The organism is Actinomadura sp. NBRC 104425, from assembly GCF_030269545.1.
GTDB lineage: Bacteria > Actinomycetota > Actinomycetes > Streptosporangiales > Streptosporangiaceae > Spirillospora > Spirillospora keratinilytica.
The window spans coordinates 23,292-47,253 of record NZ_BSTN01000016.1 but is presented as its reverse complement, the minus strand read 5'-3'; the positions used below and the strand labels follow the sequence as shown (position 1 = coordinate 47,253).

The following is a 23,962-nucleotide window of genomic DNA, read 5'->3' as shown; positions in this document are numbered from 1 at the left end:
GAGACCATCATCCTGGGGCGCGAAGAGTGTCTGCTTCGTCCAAAAAGTGGTGGGGGTCGTCCCAAAGCAGCGCGACCTGCGTGTCCGCACGACGGTTACGGTCGTCGGGCACCGGCATGGTCGCGCGCAGCCGCTTGATGTCGGCGGGCAGGTCGCGCAGGTCGCGCCGGTCGACGATCCGGCGCACCTCCTGCCGGATCTCGGCGGGCGGCTCCTGCGTCCGGTGCCAGAGCACCACGGGGATCCCCGCCCGCAGCGCCATCCACAGCTCGCTGCGCCCCGGCTCGCGGTCGGGCGGGCCGCTCAGCACGCACGCGACGATCTCGCGGCAGCCCAGCAGCCGGTGCCCCATCCGGCGCAGATGGGCGGGGTCCTCCGCGGTCGCCCAGTACGTCAGGCACTCGACCCCGTCGATCAGCACCTGCCAGCGCTGCCGCCACGCGCGGTGCATGTGCAGCGTGCGCAGCCGCTCCTGGCTGCGGATGAGGATCTCGTACTCGGTGCCCAGCGGCGCCGGATGCGGCGCGTCGGGCAGGTCGCGCGTCCACTCCTCGAGGTCCAGGTTGAGCATGTCCATCGGCAGGACGAACTCCAGCACCAGCGAGTCGTCCAGCTGGTAGGCCCAGCCCTCCTCGGCCTCGCGGATCAGCTCGCCGACGTGCCGGGGCACCTCGTCCAGCGGCACCACCCGGTCGTCGCCGGGTTCGGGGCGCCACTCCAGCGGATGCACCTGGCGCCAGTGCGACACGCGGCACATCACATGGCCGTCGACCAGGTCGTAGATCGGTTCGAGCTGGATGATGAGGTAGATCGGCTTGTCGGGACGAGCCTCCAGGGCCGGCATGCGGTCCCGCACGCGGTCGAGGTAGTCGGCCTGCGCGGTCGCCCCGTCCCGCCGCAGCTGCTCGGTCTGCGTCGCCAGCCAGTCGCGCAGCTGCTTGAGCCGCCAGGCGTTCTCCGAGGTGGTGGCCTCGGCGGCCTCGCGGGCCTGCATCGTGCGCAGCAGCATGGCGACGAAGATCAGGTGGGGGGACGGCCGGTCCGGCGCGGCGTTGTGGTCGAGCAGGGCGGTGAACGCGTCCCAGGCGTCGGTGAAGCGGAACGGGACGTGCGTGATGTCGCCGCCGGTCGCCGCGTAGTACAGCCGGGCCGGCGACGGCACGCGCAGCCCCGCCAGCAGGTCCTCCAGCTGGGACTCCATCGCCGGTTCCAAATGGTCGCGGACCGGGCTGACCAGCCTGCGCAGCCGCGTCACCGCCGTCGTCTGCCCGGCGATGAACTCCACCCCGCCGACCAGCAGGCGCATCCCGTCGGGGATTTCCCGGCAGGCCAGCACGAGGTGGTAGAGGTGGGACTTCGGGTTCGGCACTTCCGGCAGCATCAGCGGAAACCCGGACGCCTCGCTGATGTAGTGCACCAGCACCGCGCGCTCCGTCGACTCGCGGAGCGCCGGCACCTCGGTGAGCAGTTCGACGATCTCGGCGGTGGACTGCTCGATCTCCCCCGTCTCGGCGGACCTGTTGCGCAGGCTCTCGACCGCCCGCTGCGGCAGGGCCGACAACCTGCCCTCGTCCTCCACCATGCGTTTCTCCCCGGCATTCGGGCAGAGGTCCCCTCGCTCCGATCAAGTTAAGCACCGTTCGGAACGTCGGTCTGCGTCTCAGGACACAGTGAAATCCTCGGCCAGGTCCCAATACGGTCCCCCGATGTGTCAAGGGTAGGACGCGCTCCGGCGCGCAGACGACGGGGGCACCGAAATGATCACAGAAAGCTTGCCGGGAGCGTCGCGGCGCGTGCACAGTGGGAGTATCACCGCGCCAGGGAGTTCGAAGCGATGCGCGACGGCGTCGATCATGTCGGGGAAGCCCGGAGACAATGGCTTCCCTCCGGGCATTGCACGATCTTCGCCTGCGATATCGTCGGATTCGGGAAGCGGCCCGACGGCGTTCAGCGCAGGCTCCGCGAGGTCATGTACGGGGCGTTGAAGCGCTGCTTCGAGGCGTCCGGCCTGCCCTACGACGACTGCTACCAGGAGGACCGGGGAGACGGCGCGATCATCATCCTGCCGCCGGCTGCCGACCCGGCCCGCCTGGTCCACCCGCTGCCCGATCATCTGCGGGCCGAGCTGCGCAGACACAACGAGCTGTCGGTGCAGCAGGCGCGGATGCGGCTGCGCGTCGCGCTGCACGCCGGCCCGCTGACGATGGACGGCAACGGCATGGTCGGCACCACGGTGAACCACGCCGCGCGGCTGCTGGACGCCCCGGCGTTCAAGGAGGCATTCGCCGAGAGCGCCGCCGACCTGGCAATTCTTGCGTCGGACGAATTCCACCGCGAAGTGATCAAAGATGGGCTCGGCCCGATCGACCCGACCGAGTTCCACCGGATCGATATCCGGCTGAAGGAGACCGCCGCCGACGGCTGGCTGTGCATTCGCGAACCGGCGGGCGGGCGGCCGGCGGAGAACGCATCCGCGCTGGCTCCCGCGGGGCGGGAGGCCGAGCCGGACAAAACGGCGCCCGGGCCGGAGCCGGGGCGCGCGGATCCCGGAATGGACCGCCCGGCGCTGCCGCCGATCTTCGAGATCGTCGACCGGCTGCTGGAAATCCCGCTGCTGGCCTCGCCCGACGGCAGGGAGCAGATCGTCGGATCGCTGCGCCAGGAAATCGCCATACGCATCGCGCGGCGGCCGCAGCCGAACCTGGACGTGCATTCCATGGTGCGGACCTGCCTGGAGTTTCCGAACGGCCTGGAGGAGTTCCTGGCCGTCGTCCGGTCCCTCGCCGGGGACACCGCCCAGGTGAGGCGGCTGGAGCAAACCGTGGCCGCGCTCGTCCGGTCGCCGGACTGAGCCGCGCCGCCGCACACCGGCCACCTGCCCGATAACCTGCCCGGCCACCGGCCCGGCCATCTGCCCGGCCATCTGCCCGGACACTGCCCGGACACCTGCCCGAACGCCGCATCCGGGCCCGGCGCCGCACCGGCCCGCACGATTGGCAAGTGGTCAGCCACTATTGGCGAACCGTCAACAAATCGCTAATGTGGCCGTGCCCACATCCGGGTCGCCGCCGCGGCGGCGGTCGGACGGTGTGTCCCACGGCGTGTCCGGGGAGGAGGTGACGGCCATGGCGACGGTTCGGGTGCCGGCGCGGGTCCACGGCCTGCTCGGCGAGACCGGGGAGCTGTTCGTGGTCGCACTGGAGGGCCTGCGCCGCACCTGGGACGTGCGGGCCTGGTTCTGGGAGTTCGTCGAGCAGTCGCTGTTCCTCGCCCGCGTCACCAGCGTGCCGGTGATCCTGGTGTCGCTGCCGCTCGGCGCCACGGTCGCCTTGCAGGTCGGCCAGCTCGCCGCGCAACTGGGCGCGCAGTCGGCGACGGGCGGCGCGGTGGTCGTCGGCCTGGTGCGCGAGGTCGCGCCGATCGGGGCGGCCCTCATCATCGCCGGGGCGGGCGGTTCGGCGATGACCGCCGACATGGGCGCCCGCCACATCCGCGACGAGCTGGCCGCCATGGAGGTGATGGCGGTCAACCCGATCCACCGGCTGGTCACGCCCCGCCTGTGGGCGGCGAGCCTGGTCTCCACGCTGCTGGCCTCCCTGGTCATCGTCTCGGGAGCCGCCGGCGGGTTCGTGTTCAACGTGCTGCTGCAGGACGTGACGCCCGGCGCCTACTTCGACGGCGCGGTGTCCCTGCTGCAGCTGTCCGACCTGGTCGTCACGCTGCTGAAGGCGTGGCTGTTCGGACTGATCGCCGCCATGGTCGCCTGCTACATGGGCATGAACTGCGCGTCCAGCCCGGTGGGGGTGGGGCAGGCGGTGAACCGGGCGATCGTGGTCGCCTTCATGCTGGTGTTCGCCCTCAACTACGTGATCACGACGGTGTACTTCGTCGCGTTCCCGCCCCGCATCTGATGGCCGGCCCGTTCATTCCCCCGCGCGTCGCCGGCCGGGCGGCGGCGGTCGCCGCGACGGCCGCGCGGCGCAGCGGCGACCTGGCCCGGTGGCCGGTGTTCATCTACCGGGTGCTGCTGTACTCGCTGCGCGACCTGGTCTGGCACCGCCGGTACGGGCGGACCGTCGCGCGGCACGTCAGCGATGTCGTGGTGGGCGCCGGGGCCACCGTGGTCGGCGGCGGCATGATCTTCGTGATCTTCACGATGGCGTTCTTCGTCGGCACCGAGGTGGGGCTGCAGGGCTACACCGGGCTGCGGTCCATCGGCGCCGAGTCGTTCATGGGGCTGGTCGGGTCGTTCGCCAACGTCCGGGAGATCACCCCCGTGATCGCGGCGACCGCGCTGGCCGCTCAGTGCGGGTCGGCGTTCACCGCCGAGCTGGGCGCGATGCGGATCTCCGAGGAGATCGACGCGCTGGAGGTCATGGGCATCGGTTCGTTCACCTACCTGGTGTGCACCCGAGTGGTCGCGGCGCTGATCGCCCTGGTGCCGCTGTACCTGATCGCGCTGTTCGCCAGCTTCTTCGCCACCCGGTTGATCAGCACCGAGTTCTTCGACCTGGCACCCGGTGTCTACGACCACTACTTCCGGCTGTACCTGCCGACCATCGACCTGGTGTACAGCTCGATCAAGGTGGCGGTGTTCGCCTTCGCGGTGATCGCCATCCACTGCTACTACGGCTACTACGCCACCGGCGGGCCCGCCGGGGTCGGCCGCGCCGCGGGCCGCGCGATCCGGCTGTCCATCATCATGATCGTCACCCTGAACCTGCTGCTGTCCTACGTGTTCTGGGGTGCCGGAGCGACCGTGAGGCTGACCGGATGAACGACGAGATCCCGCTGCGCCGCGCGCTGCTCATCTCCGCGGTCACCATGGCGGTCCTGGCGCTCGGCGGATACCTGCTGATCGCCCGCCCGCTGCGGGCGGAAGGGATCCGGCTGACGGCCGAGTTCGGTCGCGCCGGGCAGGGCCTGGGCGACGACGCCCCGGTCAAGATCCGCGGTGTGACCGTCGGGTCGGTGGAACGCACCGAGCTCACCTCGGCCGGCCGCGCCCGCCTGACCCTGCGGCTGAACCCGGGGGTGCGCGTGCCGACCTCGGTGACGGCGTCCATCGAGCCCGCCTCGGCGTTCGGCCCCAAGTTCGTGAACCTGGTGCCGGGGTCGGGCGAGAACACCGGCCCGTACCTGGCCTCCGGCGCCGTGATCACCCGCACCTCCGCGGCCCAGGACCTGTCCGACCTGCTGGCCCAGGCGGACGCGACGCTGCACGCGGTCGACGCGACCGAGGTCGGCACGATCGTGCACACCCTCGCCCAGGGCCTGGCGGGGCAGGGCGGGCGGCTGCGCGCCACCATCGACCAGACCGGCACCCTCACCGACGTCGCCTACCGGCGCCGCGACGAGGCCCGCCGGTTCCTGGGCGACGCCGCCGACCTGACGGAGGCCCTGGCCCGCGCGGGCACGGCCGACGACGCCGTCTCCGTCGCCGGCGACGCCGACTTGCTCATCACGACGGCCGCGCAGGGACGGGACCGGCTCGGCTCGTTCGCCGACCGGCTCGCCGAGATCTCCGCGCTGGTGTCGCACGGCTTCGACAAGCGCGGCGGCCAGCTCGGCGAGGGCTTCCGGTCCGGGGAGCGCGCGGCCGCCGTCGTGTACGCCCAGCTCGGACTGGCCGGGAACGCGGTCCGGACCGGCAACGAGCTGCTGCCGCTGTACGGGGAGCTGTCCTCCCTGCCCGGCCCGCAGGGCAAGAACTACCTGCGCGTCCAGGGCCTGCTGCCCACCGACCCGTGCCGCCTGATCATCGGCCTGTGCGGTTCGACGGGAGGTCGCTGACATGACCGGATCGGCGCAGCGATCGGCACAGCGGGCGGGCGCTCTGGCGCGGGTGCGCCGCCGGCTGGCCGCCCTGCCCACGCAGGCCCGCGCCCGCATCGGGGCGCTGGTGCGCCTGGTCGCGTTCGTCACCGTCACCGGCCTGCTCACCGTGTACATCGGCGCGCAGATCGCCCGGGTGAGCCTTCAGGACGGCTGGTCGCTGACCGCCACCTTCGACGACGCCAGCGGCTTGGAGCGCGGCGACGAGGTGAAGATCGCGGGCACACCGGTGGGCCGGGTCGACGAACTGCGCGTCGTCGACGGCCGGGCCCGGGTGCGCCTCACCGTGAACCGGTCGGTCACCCTCCCCGCCGACAGCGAGGCCGCCATCCGCTGGCGCGACGCGATGGGACGCCGCGTCGTCTACCTCATCCCCGGCACCAGCCGGACGAAGATGAAACCCGGCGCGCACATCACCCGGACCCGGTCGGTGGTCGACGCCAACGCCCTGATCGAACAGCTGGCCCCGCTGACCAGGAGCGTCGATCCCGCCCGGGTCAACCAGGTGCTGGTGTCGCTGGCGCAGGCGCTGGACGGCAACGCCGGCGAACTGGACCGGCTGGTGGTGAACGTGGAGGAGCTGTCGTCCACCATCGCGGCCCGCCGCGCCACCCTGCGGCAGATGCTGGCCGACTACGCGACCGTCACCGAGATCATCGCCCGCCGCGACCGGCAGATCGCTTCCGCCGTGGACGACCTGGTCGAGCTGAGCGACGCGTTCGCCGACAACCGGCGGCTCATCGACCAGGCCCTGGTGGAGCTGGCGGCCCTGGCCAACACCTCCGACAAGGTGCTGGCGGGCAACAGCCGCGAACTGGCCTCCGTCATCTCCCGGCTGGCGCAGTTCACCTCCGGCGTGCGGCGCAACAGCGGCACGCTGGCGCAGGTGCTGAAGTCGGCGTCGCCCAAGCTCCAGCACATCTTCTCCTCCGTCGACAACGGGCAGTACATGGAGGTCGCAGCGCCCTGCATCAGCCTCGCCGCCCCGCCCTGCCCGTATCCGACCCGCCTGCCCGGCCCCCGCGAAACCGGCTCCAGCGGCAACAGCGGCGACAAACCGCGCGCTTCCGGAGGCGCCGCTTCCTCGGGGAACGGCGGCGTGGTCGCCCTCGACTCGTCCGATGCGCTGCGTCGTCTGCTGGTCGGAGGCGACTGAATGGCACTCAAATCGTTCCGCGACCGCAACCGGGTCGCCGTCGGGCTGGTCTCGATGGGGACGCTGCTCACCCTCGTCGTCGGTGTCTATCTGGTCGGCACCCGGGGCCTGCTGCAGAACCGCTACACCGTGACCGGCGTGTTCGCCGACACCGGCGGGCTGCGCTCCGGGGACGAGGTGCGGGTCGCCGGCATCCGGGTGGGCGAGGTGACCGCCGTCGACCCCGACTTCGCGCGGGGGCGCGTGCTGGTCACCTGGAAGGTGGACGCCGACGTGCACCTGGGGCCGGCCACCCGCGCCGAGGTCGAGGTCGCCAACATCCTGGGCGGCCGGTACCTGCGGCTGTCCGGCCCGGTCACCACCCCGTACCTGGCCGACCTGCCCCCCGAGCGCCGCCGCATCCCCCTCGACCGCACCGGCACGCCCACCACCGTCAACGACGTGCTGAACCTCACCACCAAGACCGTCACCCGGCTCGACACCCGGTCCATCGACCGGATCGTGAGCGAGCTGGGCGAGGTGAGCGAGCGCGACCGCGACCGGCTCGGCCGCGCCCTCACCGACCTCGCCGAACTGGCCGAGACCGTCGAGGAGTCCGACCCGCAGATCGACAAGCTGCTCACCAACGGCGAGCGCGTACTCGACCTCGCCCGGTCCAAGGACCGGCAGCTGTCCCAGCTGCTCACCAACGTGCGGATCATGCTCGACGAGCTGAAGCGCCGCCGCGACGAGCTGTCGACGTTCCTGGGCTCCGGGGGCCGGACCGTCACCGCGATGACCCGGTTGATCGACCAGCAGCAGCGCCGGCTGATCTCCGTCATCGACGACCTGAACCGCACCCTGGGCAGCCTGCGCCCCACGACCGACGACTTCAACGAGCTGCTCGCCTGGGCGGGCCCGACGCTCAGCGGGCTGTCGGCCATCGGCGGCCGGGGGCCCTGGCTGGACGTCGTGGCCACCGGGCTCGGCCCGCTGTCCCCCGAGGACCTGGCCGAACTGGCGCGGCTGTCGGCCACCAGGGAAGGAGGACGATGAGACGACTCGTCGCAACCGTGTGCGCGCTGGCCCTCACCGCGAGCGCGGGCGGATGCGCGGTGATCGGCGACGGCGACGGCACCTACCGCATCACCGTCTACTTCGCCAGGACCACCTCGCTGTACGAGAAGTCCCGGGTGAAGGTCATGGGCGCCGACGCCGGCACCGTCACCGCCATCCGCGACGAGGGCGACCGGGTGCGCGTCGACCTGGCCATCGACGAGTCGGTACCGGTGCGCCGGGACGCCAAGGCCGTGATCGCCTCGGCCAACGCGCTCGGTGAGCGGTTCGTCCGGCTGGAGCCGGCGTGGACACCGGGCCAGGCCAAGGCCCCGCCCGGCATGGTCATCCCGCAGGAGCGCACCGAACTGCCGGTCGAGATCGACGACGCGCTCGCCGCGTTCGCCAAGCTGAACCGGTCGATCGACCCCGAGCGGCTCGGCACGGCCGTGCAGCGCGGCGCCGACGGCCTGGAGGGCCACGGCGATGAGATCAACGATGCGCTGCGCGGCACCGCGTCCCTCACCCACAACCTGGCCGCCCACGACCAGCGGCTGGTCTCGCTCGCGGAGGGACTGCGCACGCTGGCCGCCGACCTCAACCGCCGCGACCGCCGCCTCGGCGAGCTCATCGACTCGTTCTCCACGACCAGCCGCGAGCTGGCCGAGGAGCGCACCCGCCTCAACCAGTTCGTCGAAGGGCTCGCCGCCATCCGCAAGAGCGAGGTCCTGGTCACCGCCTACCAGGAGACCCTGCCCAGCACCGTCTCCGACCTGTCCAACATCGTGATGACGCTCAAGGGCAACGCCGGCTCGTTGGAACAGGCCATCGACGCCCTCGGGAGGTTCGCCGACGTGGCCGTCCAGGCGTGGGACCGCAAGAACCACGTCGCCACCGTCCGCGTGCTCGTCCACGGCACCCTGCGCGCCTGGCTCCAGCCGCTGTTCACCGCGATGGGCTGGGGCACCGTCCCCTGCCTGCAGGGGAACACCGAACTGGCCAACTGCACCGACCCGCCCGGAAAGGACAAGCCGTGAGCGCCCGCACACCGCAGCACCGGCGGGCGGCCGGGGCCCGCGCCAGACGGTCCATCCCGGCCGCCGTTCTCGCCGCGCCGCTGGCGGTCGCCCTGGTGGCGGGGACGGGCGGCTGCTCCCTCCAGACGATCGGCGCGCCGCGCGGCGACATGACCCTCACCGCCACGTTCGACGACGTGCAGAGCCTGGTCGTCGGGCACAGCGTCCAGGTCGCCGACATCCGCGTCGGCACCGTCACCGGCATCCGCCTGGCCGGATACCGCAGCAAGGTGACGATGTCGCTGCGCGGCGACCGGCACATCCCCGTCGGCACCACCGCGACCATCGCCAGGACGTCGCTGCTGGGCGAGAACTACGTGCGCCTGGACCTGCCCCCCGGCCGCGACATGCGCACCGGGCCGTTCCTGCCGAGCGGCGCCGAGATCGCGCAGACGTCCGTCCAACCCGACCTGGAGCAGATCAGCCGGCGGCTCGGCCACCTGCTGGCCGCGCTGGGCGGCCAGGACCTGTCCACGATCACCAACGAGTCCGCGACCGCCCTCGACGGCAAGGGCCGCAAGATCAACACGCTTATCAAGAAGGCCGCCGACGTCTCCGACAGCTACGCCGCCGCCGGCCGCGACCTCGGCCGCGCCCTGGACAGCCTCGCCCGCATCGGCGGATCGCTGCACAAGGGCCAAGAGCAGATCGACCGGCTGCCCGGCAGCATCGCGCTCGCCACCGAGCGGCTGCAGGACGACCGGGCCCAGCTCAAACGGGCCATCCAGCAGCTGACCAAGCTGGCCCGGTCCGTCAACGCCAAGGTCCAGACCCGCCACGCCGAGCGCCTGGCCGTCCTGCTGCGCCGCGCCGACGCGCTGCTGGCCGCGGCCGTCCGCGGCGGCGAAGACCTCAAGGAGCTGGCGAACGCCGTGCTCGCCTTCCTGCGTGGGCCATCGGTCTCCTACAGCGGCCAGGGACTGCTCTTCATCTGGCTCAAGGGCTTCCTGCCGCAGCCCGGGACCGCCCAGCAGGCGACGCAGCACCGGCCGTTCACCGAGCTGATGGGGCCGCGCCGATGAGAGAACCCCGCATCCTCGTCAACCTGGTCTTCTTCGCCCTGCTCGGCGTGCTGCTGTCGGTGTGGGCGGTGCGCAGCATCATCCACATCGACGCCCTCGAACGGCCGTACCACGTCACCGCGGACTTCGCCACCTCCCCGGGGCTGACCTCCGACCTGGAGATCACGCACCTGGGCGTGCGGGTCGGCCGGGTCGGCGACGTCCGGCTGCGGCAAGGGCACGTGGAGGTGCGGTTCGACCTGAACCGCGGCACGCGCATCCCCGCCGGCGTCGGCGCCCGGGTGCAGCGCAAGTCGGCGATCGGCGAGCCTTACATCGAGCTGACCCAGCCGTCCAAGCCCGGCACCGGCGTGCTGAAGGACGGCGACCGCATCCCGCTGTCGCGCACCGCCGGAACCGTCGACTACCAGGAGCTGTTCGCCGGGCTCAACGCCACGCTGCGGGCCGTCGACCCGCGCGACGCCCGCACGCTGGTGCACGAGACGGCCACCGGGCTGCAGGGCCGGGGCGGCTCCATCCACGACATCATCGGCGACACCTACCAGCTCACCCGGACCCTCGCCGCCAACGCCGGGACGCTGGACGCGCTGTCGGCCGAACTCACCCGCCTCACCGCCACGCTGTCCGACCACCGCGACCAGATCGCCTCGGGCACCGCCGACCTGGCGTCGCTCACCGCCTCGGTGCGGCAGAGCCGCAAGGAGCTCGACGCCATCCTGGACGAGGGGCCCGGAGCGCTGGCCCAGGTGAACCGGCTGCTCCAGAAATCGCGGCCCGGGCTGGACTGCCTGCTCACGGCCGCCGCGACGCCGACCGCGCCGCTGCTCACCTCCGCCAACTCGGCCAAGATCCGGCACGTGCTGACCATGGTCCCCACCCTGCAGGCCCTGGTCGGCGACATCACGGCCCGGGACGCGTCCGGCACCTACGTGCGCGTCACACCCGTGATCACCCTGAGCGGGTCGCAGGCGGCCGCCGAGTACAACCGCCCCATCGCGCGCCCCGATGCGCCGGACGTGCCGCTGTGCAAGGCGACCGGGAAGGGCAAGGGCGGCGGCTCGGCGAAGGAGGCCGCCGGGTCGGCGAAGAAGGACTCCGGCTCCGCTCGCTCGGCGGGGACGTCCTCGCCGACCTCCGATCCGACCCTGTCGGCGAAGCCGGTGAGCTCCGTCGGCGAGCAGCCGGCGTCCTCGCGGTGGCTTCCGCTGCTGCCGCCGCTGATCGGCGTGGTCGTGCTGCTGGCCGTCGCCGCCCAGTTCGTACGTGCCCGTGTCCGCACCCGCAGATGACCCTCTTGGAGGTAGCAGTGCCAGCCGAGGTCACGACCGAGGAACAGCGCCCGCGGACCGCGGAACCGGACGCCGGGGAACCCGAGCGCGAGGAAGCGAAGGCCGAGGAGCCGAAGCGCGAGGAACCCAAGGGACAGGAACCCAAGGGCGAAGAGGCGAAGGCGAGCCCGGAGGACAAGGCCGACCCGGAGGAGGGGAGCGGCGCGGAGGCGAAGGCCGCCGAGACCCAGGAGAAGAAGGCGTCCGAGGGCCGGGAGAAGAAGGCGGCGGAAAACGCGGAGACGAAGGCGTCCGAGGACGCGGAGAAGAAAGCGTCCGAGGGCGCGGAGGGGGACGCGGACGAGGGGCGGGCATCCTCGTCACGCTCGCGCCGTCTGTCGTGGGCGGCGCTGGCCAAGGCGGCCGTCCTGGTCGCGTTGGCCGCCTCCGTCGTCACCGCCGGGCTGCAGTGGTACCGGGCCGACCAGGCCGCGCAGCGGGAGGCCGAGCGGCGGGCCGTGCGCGCCCGGGCCAGCGAGTTCGGGCAGGCGCTGCTCAGCTACGACCACCGCAACCTGCAGGCGGCCAGGAACCGCGTGCTGTCGATGGCGTCCGACGACTTCGCCAAGACCTACGACGCCGCGTTCACCGGCGGACTGGAGAGCGTCATCACCCGGCTCAAGGCCGACGCGACCGCGACCGTCCGCACCGTCTACCTCGGCGACATCGAGGGTTCGACGGCCCGGGCGATCGTGGTCATGGACTCGGAGGTGCACAGCTCCGCCGGCACCCGCCGGGTGCTGGGCTCCTACCTGGACATGCGGCTGACCCGCACCGGCAAGCGCTGGCGGGTCACCGAGGTCACCTCGATCGGCGCCGCCGACGAGACCATGACGGGCGACGACGGCGAGCAGAAGCAGGGCGGCGACACCCCGCTTCCGACGCCCTCCGCGTCCTCTTCCGGCAGGTGAGCGCGCCCGGCGGGGGCCGGTCGCGCCCGTGGCCGCCCGTGACCGCGCAGGTCCCGGCGCCGGTATCGTCGGATCGCGGGGACGGGGTGACGAGGGCGAGGACGCGATGAGTGTGCAGCGGGGGGACGGGGCGGCGCCGCGTCGTGTCCGCAAGGAGCCGGACGAGCGGCGCGACCAGATCCTCGCCTGCGCGCGCGAGCTGTTCAGCCGGCGCCCGTACACCACCGTGTCCAGCACCGAGATCGCCGCCGCGGCGGGGGTCAGCCGCGGGCTGCTGAACCACTACTTCGGCACCAAGCGCGAGCTGTACCTGGCGGCGGTGAGCCAGATGATGAGCGTGCCGCCGATCCCGGTGCCGCCGTTCGTGCCGGGCGTCAGCGTCGCCGAGCGCATCGACCAGAGCCTCGACGGATGGCTGGAGCTGCTGCAGCGCAACCGCGAGACCTGGATCACCGCCCTGGACCTGACCGCCTCGGGAGGCGACGCGGACCTGGACCGCATCCTGGAGGAGGCCCGCGACCGCGCCGTCGACCATATGACCGAGGTTGTGGGGCTCACCCCGCTGTCGCGGGAGCATCCGGAGATCCGCGCGGCGTTCCGCGGCTACTCCGCCATGGCCGAGGCCACCACCCGCGAGTGGCTGAAGTCGGGCCGCCTGTCCCGCGACCAGGTGCGTCTGCTGCTGCGGCAGGTCCTGCTGCACCTCATCGAGGACGTCGTCCCCGAGCTGGTGGAGACCGAGCCGGCGCGGCCCGCCGAGAAGTCCGCCGAGCCACCCGCCGAGGCGCCCGCCGGGCCGCCGCCCGGATGACGCGAGACCCGGCATTGGCCGCGGGGGTACGGGTCGCTAGTGCGGCCAACACCGGGAGTCCAGGGGCGTTCTCTGCTGGAACGTGCGGCAGGCCTTGCGGTACCGCACGCGGTAGGTCCTTGTTGACGGTTCTACACGAGTTATTGGCGCTTTGCCAATAGCAGGCCTACAGCGGGCGCTTGGCGAGGGCCCGGTCGAGCCGCTGCTTCGCGCGGGCGGCCTCCCGCGCCCGGTAGGCGATCGGCATGTACCGCAGGCGCTCGGGCAGCCGCCCGGTGGTGATGGCGATGGTCCGGCAGACGGCGCGCAGGCGCCGGTCGTCCGCGGGGCTCCACGGCAGCCCGAGCTTGTCGCGCGCCGCCGGGGGCAGCGTGCCGACGGTGATGAAGCGGACGAGCCGGCCGCCGGTGAGGCCGGCCGCCGCCGCCAGCGGCCGCAGCAGGGCGGGCGTCCCCGGCGGCACCCGCTCCAGCATGTCCAGCACGTCGTACGCCACCCGGTGCGGGACCAGGGTGTTGTCCACCATGTCGTCGAAGTAGGCCCAGTAGTCCGGGATCGACTTCGGCAGCATGCGCTCGGGGACCCGCAGGATGCGGCCGAGGTGCATGAACTCGTCGAAGAGCTGCTGCTCCTCCTCGGGCGTGAACGGGGCGGGGGCGAAGTAGCGCACGGCGGTCACCGAGGCGTAGTAGCCGGTCAGGTGCACCCAGGCCCACGGGTCGGCGGACAGCGCGTGGTGGGTGCGCCCCTCCTCGTCCACGGCGCTCAGCGGCTTGTGCATCTCGCGCAGCCGCAGCCCCTCCGCGATCGCCTCCTCGCCGCCGTAGATCCAGGTCTGCACCGAGGCGAAGCTGCGCGCCGCGCGCCCCACCGGGTCGACGCGGAAGCGCGACCGCTGGTCGACCACGGTGCCGATCGACGGGTGCATCACCTGCAGGACGAACGCGCTGTTGGCCGCGAGCACCGATGTGTGCAGCCCGACGGTGTCCCACAGGATCGAGCCGGGCTTGAACGGGACCGGCGCCGGCGCCTTCGCCCGTGCCTTCGTCCGGGTGCTCGCCAGCTCGGTGACGTTCGATTCGGTGGTGCCCGTGTCGTTGGTGATGGTCATGAGTCACTCCTCATGGCTTGTCGTCGGTGTCTGCGGACCGGTCGATGCCGCAGACCGGTCGGTGTCGTCAGACCAGTGGACGGCCGGTGCGGATGCGCCGGCGCACGTCCCAGATCAGCAGGTCGAACGGGAACCGCCGCACCACCGGCGGCTGGATGCGGATGAAGGCGCGCAGCGCGCCGATCAGCCGGTCGAACCGCCGCTGGTCCCGCTCGCTCCAGGGCAGCCGCATCTGTTCGCGGAACTCCGGCGGCAGGAACCCCGTGGTGACGAAGCGGTTGAACGGCCCGAACAGCAGGCTGACCGGTGCGGGCAGGAACTTCAGGTCGGCCAGGTCGCGCAGATAGCGGCGCACCGGCTCGTCGATGGAGATGTTCTTCAGCTCCCGCTGCCAGTACTCCTCGAAGGCGGCGCGGTCGCGCGGCCAGTCCTCCGGCCGCACCTGCAGGGTGGTGCCGAGGGGCGCCGACGCCCGGTAGAACCGCTCCCGCTCGGCGGGGTCGAGAGGGCCGATGAACGCGTGGTAGGTGTCCTCCAGCCCCCGGTACAGGCAGGCCGCGACCCACAGCTGCAGCTCGCGGTCGAAGGCGTTGTACTGCACCGGGCTGCCGGGGCGCGAACGGACCTGCGCGTGCGCCTTGTTCACCGCCTTGCGGTAGGCGGCCTTCTCCTTCGGGGTGCCCATGGTGGCGACGGCGAGGTAGCTGAACGTCGTCCGGGCCCGCTTGATCGGGTGGCGGTGCAGCTGCCCGCTCTCCACGGGGCTCTCGATCACTCCGTATCCGACCCCCGGCCGGGCCAGCTGCATGATCACGTTGGCGGCGCCGGCCAGCAGGGCCGCGCCGACGATCGCCTTGCGGTCGAACGGAACCACTTCGGTGGGAACCGCTCCGGTGGCGGGCATGGTGCCTCCGCTGATCTGATAACAAGCGTTTTCAGAAAGTGAAGGCCGCTCCGGCGGGTCTGTCAAGATGGCCGCATGGGTGCATCTGAGATGCGGGTCTACGGAGGCGTTACCGGTGCCGACCGCAAGGCCGAACGCCGGGCGCAGCTCGTCGAGGCCGGGCTGGACCTGCTCGGCGGCGCCGAGGGAGACCAGCTCACCGTGCGCCGCGTGTGCGGGCGGGCCGGGCTGACCCCCCGCTACTTCTACGAGAGCTTCGCCGACCGCGACGAGCTGGTGGCGGCCGTCCACGAGCACGTCGTGCAGACCATCGCCACCCGCGCCCTGGCCGCGGTGGAGGCCGCCGGGCCGGACGCCGAGGCCAAGATCCGCGCCGGGCTGGCCGAGCTCGTCCGCGCGGTGGCCGAGGACCGGCGGCACGGGCGGGTGCTGTTCTCGGTCACGCTCACCGACCCGCTGCTGGCCCGGCGCAGGGTGGAGTCCTCGCGGTTCTTCGCGCGCCTGCTCAGCGGGCAGGCGCGCCAGTCCTACGGCGTCCCCGACACCCCGGAGCTGGAGCTGGTCGCCCAGTTCATGGTCGGCGGCCTGGCGCAGACCCTGTCCGCCTGGCTGTCGGGCGCGCTGCGGCTGAGCGAGGCGGAGCTCGTCGCCGCCTGCGTGGAGATCTTCACCGCCATCGCCGACCGGAAGGCGCCCCCGCCGCAGGGCTGACCCCGGCCGCACGCCCCGCCTCCGCCTCGCTGTCCACCTCTCCTGCGGGCGGGGGCGCCAGCATCGGACCGAGCAGGGCGGCGGTCCGCGCCTCGGTCACCGACGGGCCTGCGGAGCGGGCGAGATCGGTGACGACGTTCAGCGCCGCGTGCACCCGGAACCGGATCGCGGCCGGCTCCTCTCCGGGGCGCAGCTCGGCGACCAGGCCGACCCAGGTGTCGACGTGCCGGCGCTGCGCGGCGCGCAGCCGCCGCAGGTCGGGCGGGGCCAGGTTCTCGCTCTCGGACACGTAGACCGCGGCCAGGTCCGCGTGCGCGAACGTGAGCCGCACGTAGGTGTCCACCAGCCGGTGCAGCGCCCGCCCCGGCGAGCCCGCGCCGACCAGCGCCTCGGCGGCGGCGTGCTCCAGACGGCCGGTGGCGCGGTCGTAGGCGGCGGCCAGCAGCTCGGCCTTGCCCGTGAAGTGCGTGTAGACGCTGGAGGCGGTGATCCCGGCGGCGCGGCCGATATCGGCCATGCTCACCTGGTGGTAGCCGTGTTCGTGGAACAGCCGCACCGCCTCGGCGAGCAGCCGCTCGCGGCGGGGGAGCAGTGCGAACCGGTCCGGGGGCCGGCGCGGCGGCGGCTCGGCGGGCGGCGCGGGCAGGTCGACGGCGAGCACGGCGTCCACGCAGTCCAGCAGGGTGCGCTCGGCCTTGGCCCGGGCCAGAGCCGCCCGGTGGGTGGCGGGGCTGGCGATCACGCTCAGCGCCGCGGCCACCAGCAGCGCGGCGTCCCGCCGCGACAGCCCGGGCCGCACCCCCAGCAGCAGTCCGCGCAGCGTGCGCACGGCGCGGTCGAACGGCACGGCCAGCGCCGCCTGCCGCTCGGCGTCGAGATGGCGGCCCTCCCACTGGTAGAGCCGGGCCACGGTGCGCCGCTCCAGGCCGTAGCGCACCAGCGCCCGCAGCACGGCCCGCAGGCGGTCGGCGGGCGTATCCCCCTCGGCGCCGGACTCGACGCACTCGGCGAACCGCAGGCCCAGTTCCCGCACGGCCGCGGCGAGCACGTCCTGCTTGGTCGGGTAGTGCCGGTAGATCGCCGGGCCGGTGATGCCGACCTCCCGGGCGATGTCCTCGATGCCGACGTTGTGGTAGCCGCGGGCGCAGAACAGCCGCGCGGCGACGAGGGCGATCGACTCCTTCCGGTCCTTGGGGCGTGGGCGCTGGCGGGGCGGCATGGCGCCGAGTGTAACCCGGGTCGGTGAACCGCCGAACACCTTCAGCCGCACTCGACTCGGCTCCTACCTGCGATAATGACACAGGAAGTAAGTGGCCATTCGGATCTATTGACAACCGAATAGCGTTCGGGTTGTGATGGTTGCCCCCGGCCGTCCCGGCGAAGGAGCAAGGATGATCACTGCAGCCGATGTGCACGCCGCGGTGGGCGCGCGAACGGTACGGGCCCTGCTGCGGCGCAACGCCGACGAGTACGGCGACCTGCCCGCCCTGACCGGAGCGGACGGCGCCACCCTTACCTGGCGGGAGCTGTACGACCGGGTACGGGCCGTGGCGAGCGGGTTGCGGGAACTCGGGCTGCGGCGCGGCGAGCGGATGCTCATCGGCATGTCCAGCCGTCCCGAGCACTGGATCGCCGACTTCGCCGCCGTCGAGCTGGGCGCCATCCCCTGTACCACCTACGCCACGCTGAGCCCCGCGCAGATCCACCAGATCGCGCTGCACAGCGCCGCCACCGTCGTGGTACTGGAGGGCCCCGCCGAACTGGAACGCTGGCAGCAGGCACTGGCGGCGATGCCGGGGCTGAAAGCGGTGGTGGTCGTCGAGGGCGCCGGCGGCGGCCACGTCCCCTTCGCCAAGCTGCAGGCGACACCGCCCTTCGACGGTCCGCAGGAACTGGTCGCGCTGGACGACCCGGTGACGATGATCTACACCTCGGGCACCACCGGAGACCCCAAGGGCGTCGTCCTCACCCACGGCAACGTGCTCTACCAGTGCGCCCTCCAGGAGCTCATCCAGCCGGTGCCGCCGCATCCGCGGACGATCGCCTACCTGCCGCTGGCGCACGTCGCCGAACGGGTGCTCGGCATGTACTTGCCGGTGTTCAGCGCCGGGCACGTCACGATCTGCCCCGAGGCCGCGCAGCTCCCGGCGACGCTGACGAAGGTGCGGCCGCACGGGTTCTTCGGCGTGCCCCGCGTGTGGGAGAAGTTCGCCGCCGCCGTCCAGAACGAGCTGTCCCGCCTGGAAGGGGACATGCGGGCGGCGGTCGACCGGGCGCGCAAGCTGGCCGCCGAGGCGTACCGGATCCGGGCCGACGGCACGCCGCTGCCCGACGACCTGGCCGCCGCGCTGGCCGACGCCGACAAGCTCGTGCTGCGCCCGCTGCGCGAGCGGCTCGGGCTCGCCGAGGCGCAGCGGCTGGGCAGCGGCTCGGCCCCGATCCCGCCCGAGGTGCTGGAGTTCTTCGGCAGCCTCGGCATGACGATCACGGAGGTGTGGGGGCTGTCGGAGACCACCGGCGCCGCCACCACCACCTACCCCGACCGCTACCGCGCCGGAACCGTCGGCGTGCCCGTCCCCGGGATGGAGGTGCGGCTCGCCGCCGACGGCGAGGTCGAGGTGCGCGGGCCGCTGGTGTTCCCCGGCTACCTGCAGGCGGACGGGCGCATCGAACCGGCCGTGGACGCCGACGGCTGGCTGCCGACCGGCGACCTCGGCACCTTCGACGCCGACGGCATGCTGCGCATCACCGGCCGCAAGAAGGAGATCATCATCACCTCCAGCGGCAAGAACATCGCCCCCAGCCGGATCGAGTCGCTGCTGCGCCGGCACCCCCTGATCGGGCATGTCGCGGCGATCGGCGACCGCCGCCCCTACGTGACGGCGCTGGTGGCGCTGGACGAGGAGGCCGCACCGGTGTGGGCCGCCGCGCACGGGCTGTCCACCACCGACTTCGCGGAACTGGCCGCGGACCCGCGGATCTGCGAGGAGGTCTCCGCCGCCGTTCGGGAGGCCAACGAGGCGCTGTCCCGCCCCGAACAGATCAAGGCGTTCCATCTGGTCGACCGTCCGTGGACACCGGACGGCGGCGAACTCACCCCCACCCTCAAGCTCCGGCGGGCGGTCATCGAACAGCGCTACGCCGCCGAGATCGACAGGCTCTACGCGAAAGGGCGGTCCTCGTGACCACGCTGACCGACGAGCAGCGCGACTTCGTCGACGCCGTCACCGACTTCTGCCGCCGCGAGGTGGGCGACCGCGACCGGTGGCTCAAGCTCACCGACGGCGGCCGGGAGCCGCACAACGCGGAACTGTACGGGAAGCTGGCCGACCTCGGCTGGCTCGGGGTCGCGGTGCCGGAGGAGTACGGCGGCGCCGGCCAGGGCATGGTCGACCTGGTGCTGCTGCTGGAGACCACCGCCTACTGGCAGCTGCCGATCGGCGGCTTCGCCACCTCGGCGATCACCGCGGCGTCCTACCAGAAGTTCGGCACCGAGCAGCAGAAGCGCCGGGTGCTCGGCGACTTCCTGCGCGGCAGGGTGCTGGCGGTCTCCATGTCGGAGCCGGGCGCCGGGTCGGACGTGGCCGGGCTGACCTGCAAGGCCGAGCGGCACGGGGACGGCTGGCTCATCAACGGCCAGAAGACCTGGTGCTCCAACGCGCACATCGCCGACCACATCCTGCTGGTCGCCCGCACGTCCACCGACGGCGGGCGGCACGACGGCCTGACCATGTTCTCCGTCCCCGCCGGGGTGGACGGCCTGACCGTGCACGGCATCGAGACCATGGGCGGCCGCGAGGTCAACGACCTGTACTTCACCGACTGCCTGCTGCCGGAGGACGCGGTCGTCGGCGAGGTCGGGCAGGGCTGGCGGCAGCTGATGGCCGGGCTGAATTTGGAGCGCATGATCCTGGCCGCGATGATGCTGGGAACCGCGCGCCGCGCCTTCGACGACACGGTGGCCTACGTGAGCGAGCGGCGGCAGTTCGGCCGTCCGGTGGGCTCCTTCCAGGCGCTGCGGCACCGGATCGCCGACCACGCCACGGAGCTGGAGTGCACCCGCCTGCTGGTGTACGACGTCGCCCGGAAGATCGACCAGAACCCGGAGCGGATGCTGCCCCGCGAGGCGTCCATGGCCAAGCTCAAGGCCACCGAGGTCGCCAAGGCCATGGCGCTCGACGGCATGCAGATGATGGGCGGCTACGGCTACGCCACCGAGTACGGCATGGAGCGGCTGCTGCGCTCCACCGTCGTGTCCACCGTGTACGGCGGCACCAGCGAGATCCAGCGCGACATCATCGGCAAGACCTACGGGCTGTGACCTTCGGGCCGCGACCTTCGGGCCGCGACCCCCGGGGCGCCCCGGCCGCCTGCGCCGGGGCGCTCCGCTCACCGCTGCCGGGCGACGGTCTCCATGTCCAGGTCGGCCATCCGGACGAGCCGGGCGCCCAGGTCGATGAGCGCTCGGCCGACGGCCAGCTCGTCGCCGATCTCGGGGACGTTCCGGTCCCGCGGGTGGCGGCGGGCGTGGCCGAACCCCTCCACCTTCGTGGAGGTCGACGACGTGAGAACGGCTCGGACGCCGGTGTCGTCGCCGTGCTCGTTGATGTAGACGTCCACGGACCACTGCTTGGTCTCCACGGCCTTCGCACCTCTCCTCTTCGCGCGAGTGCTCCTTTCAGCCTTGCCGGTGACGGCGCTCCCGGCCGGGTGCGATGGGCACCGGACGCAGGGACGAAGGTCCTTGCGTCCCGGTGTCCCGGCGTCCCGGCGGGCGGTGACCACCGCCGCAGCGGGTAAGGACCTTGGCCCGCGTACCAGCGCGCCCGGGCCTGCCTAGCGTCGTTTGCGGAAGGGCCCTGGGTGAACCGGGAAGGAGCCAGGACATGACAGACCCCGCCCTCACAGACCCCGTCCTCGTCGGCACCGACGGTTCCGACAGCGCCCACCGCGCCGTGCTGTGGGCGGCGGACGAGGCCGTCCTGCGGAACCGGCCGCTGCTGATCGTCCACGCCCTGGACAGCGCCCTGTACGCCGCGCCGCTGTTCGCGGCGCCCCAGGCGGTGGACGCCCTGACCGACGCGGGCCGGCGGATGCTCGCCGAGGCCGTGGAGATCGCCCGCGAGCGGCGGCCCGAGGTGCAGGTGAGCACCCGCCTGCTGACCGGACGCGTCAGCGGGGCGCTGCGCGAGCTGTCCCGGGAGGCGTTCGAGCTGGTGCTCGGGCACCGCGGGCTGGGCGGCTTCAGCAGCCTGCTGCTCGGCTCCACCGGGCTGACCATGGCCGGGCACGCCGCCGGGCCGGTCGTGATCGTGCGCGGCGCGCCCGGCGCCGAGCACGGTGAGATCGTCGTCGGGCTCGCGCTGGAGCGGGACGAGGACGAGAGCGAGACGCTGCGCTACGCCTTCGAGGCGGCCGCGGCCCGCGGGGCCCGGGTCCTTGCGATGAACGCCTGGGAGGTGCCGGCGGCCTACGCGGAGGCGAACCGGGCGCTGGACGACCGGCAGGTCGAGGAGAAGATCCGCTGGCGGCTCATCGAGGCGCACGCCCCCTGGCGCAAGGCCTACCCGGACGTCGAGGTGACCGAGCGGGTCGTCCGGGAGCACCCGGTGACGGCGCTGTGCGACGCCTCGCGCGAGGCGGACCTGCTCGTCGTGGGCCCCCGGCGCCACCGCGGGCTCGCCGCGCTGGGCCTCGGCTCGGTCAGCCACGGCGTGATCCACCACGCGCACTGCCCCGTCGCCATCGCCCGCGCCCGCGCCGACTCCTAGACACCGCATCTCCCGGACACCCGCGCCGGCTCCTGGACACCGCATCTCCCGGACACCCGCGCCGGCTCCTGGACACCGCATCTCCCGGACACCTGCGCGTCTCCCGGACACCTGCCCGGGTTTTGAACACCTGCGGAAGCCCCTGGACACCTGCGAGGGATTGCGGACACCGCGTCTTTTACAGGCCCGCCGTCGGCTCCTGGACACCGGCGCCGGCTTTCAGGCGTCGGGACGGTCGCGCAGCATCGAGGTCACGCGGGCGGTGCAGATGCGGCGGTCGCGCTCGTCGGTGACGACCACGTCGTAGGTGGCCAGCGTGCGTCCTGCTGACACCTTGGTGGCGACCGCCGTGACCACGCCGTCGGACACCGTCCGGTGGTGCGAGATGTTCAGCTCGATGCCCAAGGCCATGCGCCCCGGGCCCGCGTGCACCGCGGCGGCGCAGGAGCCCACCGATTCGGCCAACACGCAGGACGCCCCGCCGTGCAGCGTCCCGTAGACCTGCGTGTTGCCCTCGACGGGCATCCGGGCGACGACGCGTTCGGCGCTCGCCTCGACGATTTCGATGCCCAGCCGGTCGTCGAGGACGTTACGTCCCACGCCCAGCATCCGCGCCGTCGCCGCCGGATCCATGGCCATCACCGCTCCTTCGTCTCACGGATGCGCTGGCGCGCGTCCCCGTGGACCAGCGTGCGATCGGCCGTTATCCCAGTCAATCCCTGGATTTCGTTGCAGACCCCTAAGCGTTGGCTTAAAGAAGTCGGCGACCAGCGGACTGGCCTGGGCGCGGCTCGGTGCTCATCAGATGTCCTTCCCGGAGGGGGCGGGGGTGTGCGGTCGGGCGGCGGGCCAGTCGCCCCGGCGGAGGGCCGCGTGGACCTGGCGGGTCAGCTCGCGGGCGACGATCTCGACGGCGGGCGGGGCGCGTCCCGTCCTGGGGGTGGCGAGGACGACCGAACGCCACACGTCCGGTTCGCTGAGCGGGGCGGCGCCACCGCCCCAGCGCACCGGGATCCATGAACGGCCATGATGGTACTTCGGCCGGGGCGGTGGCGCCTCCGGCCGCGCAGCCCGTCTCCGGCCAGGCTTCCGGGAGGTCGCCGCATGACCGCGCAGCCGCTGTCCGGCATCACCGTCGTCACCGTCGAGCAGGCGGTGGCGGCCCCCTTCGCCACCCGCCAACTGGCCGACCTGGGCGCCCGGGTCATCAAGGTCGAACGCCCCGGCGGAGGCGACTTCGCCCGCCGCTACGACACCGCCGTGCACGGCCAGTCCAGTTACTTCGTATGGCTGAACCGGTCGAAGGAGTCGCTCACCCTGGACCTGAAGTCGCCGCGCGGCCGGGAGGTGTTGGAACGGCTGCTCGGCAGGGCCGACGTGTTCGTGCAGAACCTGGCGCCCGGCGCGGCGGCCCGGCTCGGCCTGGACGCCGCCTCCCTGGGCGAGCGCCACGCCTCGCTGATCCGCTGCACGGTGTCCGGCTACGGGTCGACCGGGCCGTGGGCCGACCGCAAGGCCTACGACCTGCTCGTCCAGTGCCAGACCGGGCTGGTGTCGCTGACCGGCACGGGCGAGCAGACCGCCCGGGTCGGCGTGTCCGTCGCCGACATCGCCGCCGGGATGTACGCCTACTCGGGCATCCTCACCGCCCTGTACGTGCGCGCCACCACGGGCGCGGCCCGCGCCGTCGAGGTCTCCCTGTTCGAGGCGCTGGCCGAATGGATGAGCCAGCCCGCCTACTACACCCGCTACGGCGGAACCCAGCCGCCGCGCATCGGCACCCAGCACGCCACCATCGCCCCCTACGGCGCCTACACCGCGGCCGACGGGCGGCAGGTGCTGCTGTCCATCCAGAACGAACGCGAGTGGGCCGCGCTGTGCGAGCGGTTCCTGGAGCGCCCGGACCTGGTGGACGACCCCCGCTTCGCCACCGGCCCCGCCCGTGTGGCGCACCGCGACGAGCTCAACGCCATCGTCGCCGAGCGCTTCCGGCGGTCCGGCTTCCGCGAGGTGATGCGGCTGCTGGACGACGCCGGCATCGCCAACGCCGGGGTGAACGACGTCGCCGACTTCCTCGACCACCCCGTGCTCCGGGAACGCGGCCGCTGGCGAGACGTGCCCACCCCCGGCGGCACGGTCTCGGCGCTCGTGCCGCCCGTCGACATCGACGGCGCCGAACCCCGCATGGACGCCGTCCCGGCGCCCGGCGAGCACACCGAGCGGATCCTGGCCGAACTCGGCTACGGCACCGCCGACGTCGACGCCCTCAGAGACGGCGGCGTCATCTGACC

At 72.6% G+C, this 23,962-nt stretch carries 23 protein-coding genes; 16 read left to right on the top strand and 7 right to left on the bottom strand.

Features of this window, described 5'->3' with window-relative positions; genetic code table 11:
* Nucleotides 1-7 precede the first annotated feature (7 nt).
* Complete coding sequence (locus tag QSK22_RS22665; RefSeq protein WP_285496320.1) at nucleotides 8-1,582, bottom strand: VMAP-C domain-containing protein; 1,575 nt, start codon at nucleotides 1,580-1,582, stop codon at nucleotides 8-10.
* Nucleotides 1,583-1,969: 387 nt separating this feature from the next.
* On the opposite strand from QSK22_RS22665, the gene QSK22_RS22660 reads away from it, so the two are divergent.
* The 11 genes from QSK22_RS22660 to QSK22_RS22610 all read left to right on the top strand — a co-directional run bounded on the left by QSK22_RS22660 (nucleotide 1,970) and on the right by QSK22_RS22610 (nucleotide 13,174).
* On the top strand, nucleotides 1,970-2,851 hold the full coding sequence (locus QSK22_RS22660; protein WP_285496319.1) for an effector-associated domain 2-containing protein: 882 nt from the start codon (nucleotides 1,970-1,972) through the stop codon (nucleotides 2,849-2,851).
* A gap of 274 nt (nucleotides 2,852-3,125) precedes the next feature.
* Nucleotides 3,126-3,911, top strand: coding sequence for an MlaE family ABC transporter permease (locus QSK22_RS22655; RefSeq protein WP_285496318.1), 786 nt, complete (start codon nucleotides 3,126-3,128; stop codon nucleotides 3,909-3,911).
* Nucleotides 3,911-4,777, top strand: coding sequence for an ABC transporter permease (locus tag QSK22_RS22650; RefSeq protein WP_285496317.1), 867 nt, complete (start codon nucleotides 3,911-3,913; stop codon nucleotides 4,775-4,777). Before QSK22_RS22655 ends, QSK22_RS22650 begins: the two co-directional genes overlap by 1 nt.
* Nucleotides 4,774-5,793, top strand: a complete 1,020-nt coding sequence (locus tag QSK22_RS22645) for an MlaD family protein (RefSeq protein WP_285496316.1) — start codon at nucleotides 4,774-4,776, stop codon at nucleotides 5,791-5,793. The genes QSK22_RS22650 and QSK22_RS22645 overlap by 4 nt, the downstream gene beginning before the upstream one ends.
* A 1-nt stretch (nucleotide 5,794) precedes the next feature.
* Nucleotides 5,795-6,991: an MCE family protein gene (locus QSK22_RS22640; RefSeq protein ID WP_285496315.1), complete on the top strand. Its 1,197-nt coding sequence runs from the start codon at nucleotides 5,795-5,797 to the stop codon at nucleotides 6,989-6,991.
* Entirely contained in the window at nucleotides 6,992-8,026 is a 1,035-nt protein-coding gene (locus tag QSK22_RS22635; protein ID WP_285496314.1) for an MlaD family protein, read from the top strand.
* Nucleotides 8,023-9,063 carry an MCE family protein gene (locus QSK22_RS22630; protein WP_285496313.1) on the top strand — a complete coding sequence of 347 codons (1,041 nt, stop codon included), beginning with the start codon at nucleotides 8,023-8,025 and terminating at the stop codon, nucleotides 9,061-9,063. The genes QSK22_RS22635 and QSK22_RS22630 overlap by 4 nt, the downstream gene beginning before the upstream one ends.
* Nucleotides 9,060-10,124, top strand: a complete 1,065-nt coding sequence (locus tag QSK22_RS22625; RefSeq protein WP_285496312.1) for an MCE family protein — start codon at nucleotides 9,060-9,062, stop codon at nucleotides 10,122-10,124. The genes QSK22_RS22630 and QSK22_RS22625 overlap by 4 nt, the downstream gene beginning before the upstream one ends.
* A complete protein-coding gene (locus QSK22_RS22620; RefSeq protein ID WP_285496311.1) occupies nucleotides 10,121-11,413 on the top strand; it encodes an MCE family protein in 1,293 nt (430 codons plus the stop codon). Before QSK22_RS22625 ends, QSK22_RS22620 begins: the two co-directional genes overlap by 4 nt.
* Nucleotides 11,414-11,430: 17 nt before the next feature.
* A complete protein-coding gene (locus QSK22_RS22615) occupies nucleotides 11,431-12,363 on the top strand; it encodes a VirB8 family type IV secretion system protein (protein ID WP_285496310.1) in 933 nt (310 codons plus the stop codon).
* A gap of 106 nt (nucleotides 12,364-12,469) precedes the next feature.
* Entirely contained in the window at nucleotides 12,470-13,174 is a 705-nt protein-coding gene (locus tag QSK22_RS22610) for a TetR/AcrR family transcriptional regulator (protein ID WP_285496309.1), read from the top strand.
* A 166-nt stretch (nucleotides 13,175-13,340) separates the two neighbouring features.
* Here QSK22_RS22610 and QSK22_RS22605 read toward each other — a convergent pair whose 3' ends face one another.
* Entirely contained in the window at nucleotides 13,341-14,285 is a 945-nt protein-coding gene (locus tag QSK22_RS22605; protein WP_285496308.1) for an oxygenase MpaB family protein, read from the bottom strand.
* A gap of 67 nt (nucleotides 14,286-14,352) precedes the next feature.
* Complete coding sequence (locus tag QSK22_RS22600) at nucleotides 14,353-15,189, bottom strand: oxygenase MpaB family protein (RefSeq protein ID WP_285496307.1); 837 nt, start codon at nucleotides 15,187-15,189, stop codon at nucleotides 14,353-14,355.
* Nucleotides 15,190-15,264: 75 nt separating this feature from the next.
* Here QSK22_RS22600 and QSK22_RS22595 point away from each other — a divergent pair, with 75 nt between their 5' ends.
* Nucleotides 15,265-15,900 (top strand): TetR/AcrR family transcriptional regulator, encoded by a 636-nt coding sequence (locus QSK22_RS22595; RefSeq protein ID WP_285496306.1) that lies wholly within the window; start codon nucleotides 15,265-15,267, stop codon nucleotides 15,898-15,900.
* Here the strand turns inward: QSK22_RS22595 and QSK22_RS22590 are convergent.
* Entirely contained in the window at nucleotides 15,857-17,119 is a 1,263-nt protein-coding gene (locus QSK22_RS22590; protein ID WP_285496305.1) for a TetR/AcrR family transcriptional regulator, read from the bottom strand. The two genes, QSK22_RS22595 and QSK22_RS22590, sit on opposite strands and share 44 nt — an antisense overlap.
* Before the next feature lie 172 nt (nucleotides 17,120-17,291).
* Here QSK22_RS22590 and QSK22_RS22585 point away from each other — a divergent pair, with 172 nt between their 5' ends.
* Entirely contained in the window at nucleotides 17,292-19,085 is a 1,794-nt protein-coding gene (locus QSK22_RS22585) for an AMP-dependent synthetase/ligase (RefSeq protein ID WP_285496304.1), read from the top strand.
* Nucleotides 19,082-20,221, top strand: a complete 1,140-nt coding sequence (locus tag QSK22_RS22580; protein ID WP_285496303.1) for an acyl-CoA dehydrogenase family protein — start codon at nucleotides 19,082-19,084, stop codon at nucleotides 20,219-20,221. The genes QSK22_RS22585 and QSK22_RS22580 overlap by 4 nt, the downstream gene beginning before the upstream one ends.
* A gap of 68 nt (nucleotides 20,222-20,289) precedes the next feature.
* Here QSK22_RS22580 and QSK22_RS22575 read toward each other — a convergent pair whose 3' ends face one another.
* Nucleotides 20,290-20,541 carry a DUF1876 domain-containing protein gene (locus QSK22_RS22575; protein WP_285496302.1) on the bottom strand — a complete coding sequence of 84 codons (252 nt, stop codon included), beginning with the start codon at nucleotides 20,539-20,541 and terminating at the stop codon, nucleotides 20,290-20,292.
* Between the two features lie 245 nt (nucleotides 20,542-20,786).
* Here QSK22_RS22575 and QSK22_RS22570 point away from each other — a divergent pair, with 245 nt between their 5' ends.
* Nucleotides 20,787-21,671: a universal stress protein gene (locus QSK22_RS22570; protein WP_285496300.1), complete on the top strand. Its 885-nt coding sequence runs from the start codon at nucleotides 20,787-20,789 to the stop codon at nucleotides 21,669-21,671.
* 219 nt (nucleotides 21,672-21,890) lie between these two features.
* Here QSK22_RS22570 and QSK22_RS22565 read toward each other — a convergent pair whose 3' ends face one another.
* On the bottom strand, nucleotides 21,891-22,310 hold the full coding sequence (locus QSK22_RS22565; protein ID WP_502872352.1) for a PaaI family thioesterase: 420 nt from the start codon (nucleotides 22,308-22,310) through the stop codon (nucleotides 21,891-21,893).
* A 162-nt stretch (nucleotides 22,311-22,472) separates the two neighbouring features.
* Nucleotides 22,473-22,679, bottom strand: a complete 207-nt coding sequence (locus QSK22_RS22560) for a hypothetical protein (protein ID WP_285496299.1) — start codon at nucleotides 22,677-22,679, stop codon at nucleotides 22,473-22,475.
* A gap of 96 nt (nucleotides 22,680-22,775) precedes the next feature.
* Between QSK22_RS22560 and QSK22_RS22555 the strand changes: the two genes are divergently transcribed.
* Nucleotides 22,776-23,960, top strand: a complete 1,185-nt coding sequence (locus QSK22_RS22555) for a CaiB/BaiF CoA transferase family protein (protein WP_285496298.1) — start codon at nucleotides 22,776-22,778, stop codon at nucleotides 23,958-23,960.
* Nucleotides 23,961-23,962: the final 2 nt, after the last annotated feature.